This is a genomic window from Paraburkholderia bannensis (assembly GCF_014200455.1).
Classification (GTDB): domain Bacteria; phylum Pseudomonadota; class Gammaproteobacteria; order Burkholderiales; family Burkholderiaceae; genus Paraburkholderia; species Paraburkholderia bannensis_A.
Genome location: NZ_JACHBW010000062.1, coordinates 1 through 1,660, shown reverse-complemented (window position 1 = coordinate 1,660; position 1,660 = coordinate 1). Strand labels below are relative to the sequence as shown.

The following is a 1,660-nucleotide window of genomic DNA, read 5'->3' as shown; positions in this document are numbered from 1 at the left end:
CAGCGCCGACCATAACTCGTTACTGATTTTTCGTCTGGCCATGCCGCCAGGATATGGCTTTCATGGCCTCATGTCCAGGTTGTGTTAGCCGCTCTTATTGCCCTGCCAGCCCCAAGTATCTTTATGACGCGCTTCAGGTTGTAGGCCAACACTTGAAGACTCATTTCGGTACTCACCCGTCCGAGCGTCCTGGTCAGGAAGTGTGTGGCCCCCATCCAGTGCTTCAGCGTGCCGAAGACGTGCTCAACGGTGCTTCTGCGGATGGTCATTGCGTCAGGCATGCGGTCTAGTCGACGCTGCATGGCATCAAGTATATGTTCGTGCTCCCATCGTCGAATACGGCGGTAGTCGCTGGGCGAACATCGTTCCTTGAGCGGGCAACGCGGGCAGGCGCTGGGCCAGTACACCTGCAGCGTCATTCCGTGTTCCACGGTCGTGAATCGACGGATTGCGTGCTCACCGGCGGGGCATCGATATTCGTCTTTCCCTGGAACGTAGACAAAGTCGCGCTTGGTAAAGAGTCCTTTCTTCCTTGACGCTGAAGTGAGGGATTTCGGGACATACGCCGTGATCCCGGCCAGTTCGCATGTGCGGATATCCGGACCGCTGAAGTAGCCCCGGTCAGCCAGTACCTTCAGTTTGGATTTGCCCATCGCTTTCTTCGCCGACGCAGCGATCCTGCTGAGTTGTCCGTGGTCACCCCCGACATTCGTTACGTCATGTTCGACAATCAGATGATGCTTTGTATCTACTGCGACCTGAACGTTGTAGCCTACCGTTCCGGTTCTTTTTCCACCACTGGTCATGGAACGGGGATCCGGGTCGGTAAGCGACAACTGTCTGTCCGGCTGTTTCTTCAGTTGCTTTTTGATCCGCTTGAGCTCACGCATCTGTTCACGCAAGATCGCGATCTTCTCGTACAGCCGCTCGGTCCTCGCATCGAAACCCGTCGGACTGGTCCGGTCTGCGGTCTCAATCATGTCGAGATATCGCTGAACGCTTTCCTCGATCTGCTGCTGACGCTTGTCGATCTTGCCTTCCGTGTAGTTTCTGTCACGGCTGTTCACAGCCTTGAACTTGCTGCCGTCAATTGCCACCATGTCGCTGCATAGCAGCTTCAATCCGCGACACAATTCGACGAAACGACGGCATGCATTGCGGATGGCCGGGCCGTTGTCGCGGCGAAAGTCGGCGATCGTCTTGAAGTCCGGTGTCAGACGCCCCGTCAACCACATTAGCTCGACGTTGCGCTGGCATTCGCGCTCGAGACGCCTGCTCGAAGGCACCCTGTTTAGATATCCATAGACGTAGATCTTGAGCATCACGCCCGGGTGGTAGGACGGGCGCCCCGTGGCTGCAGGCGTGGTACCGTTGAAGCCAAGTTCCGCAAGGTCTAATTCATCCACGAAGGCATCTATGACCCGGACCGGATTGTCCTGCCCGATGTAGTCATCGACGCATTCGGGAAGTAGTGCAACCTGCTTGCGGTAATCGCCTTCAACGAATCGCTTCATGAATCACCCCGTAACCATGCGTTGATTCAGTTTAGGCAATCCATGCGTTTTCACACGGCCTTATATGGACACCGCCCGGTTTGCAAGATTGATCTTGATACGATGCTCAAAACGAGGTATCGGTTGCGGTCTTATATCCGGCCTGT

General features: G+C 55.7%; 1 protein-coding gene. It reads right to left on the bottom strand.

Translation table 11 applies throughout. The annotated features are described in order from the left end of the window. Positions 1 to 68: 68 nt before the first annotated feature. Positions 69 to 1,514 carry an IS1182 family transposase gene (locus F4827_RS34820; protein WP_183734049.1) on the bottom strand — a complete coding sequence of 482 codons (1,446 nt, stop codon included), beginning with the start codon at positions 1,512 to 1,514 and terminating at the stop codon, positions 69 to 71. Positions 1,515 to 1,660 lie beyond the last annotated feature (146 nt).

What these genes read in the sequence shown, in the direction of transcription:
- F4827_RS34820 (WP_183734049.1), bottom strand. Translation starts at nt 1,514, where the DNA reads ATGAAGCGATTCGTTGAAGGCGATTACCGCAAGCAGGTTGCACTACTT.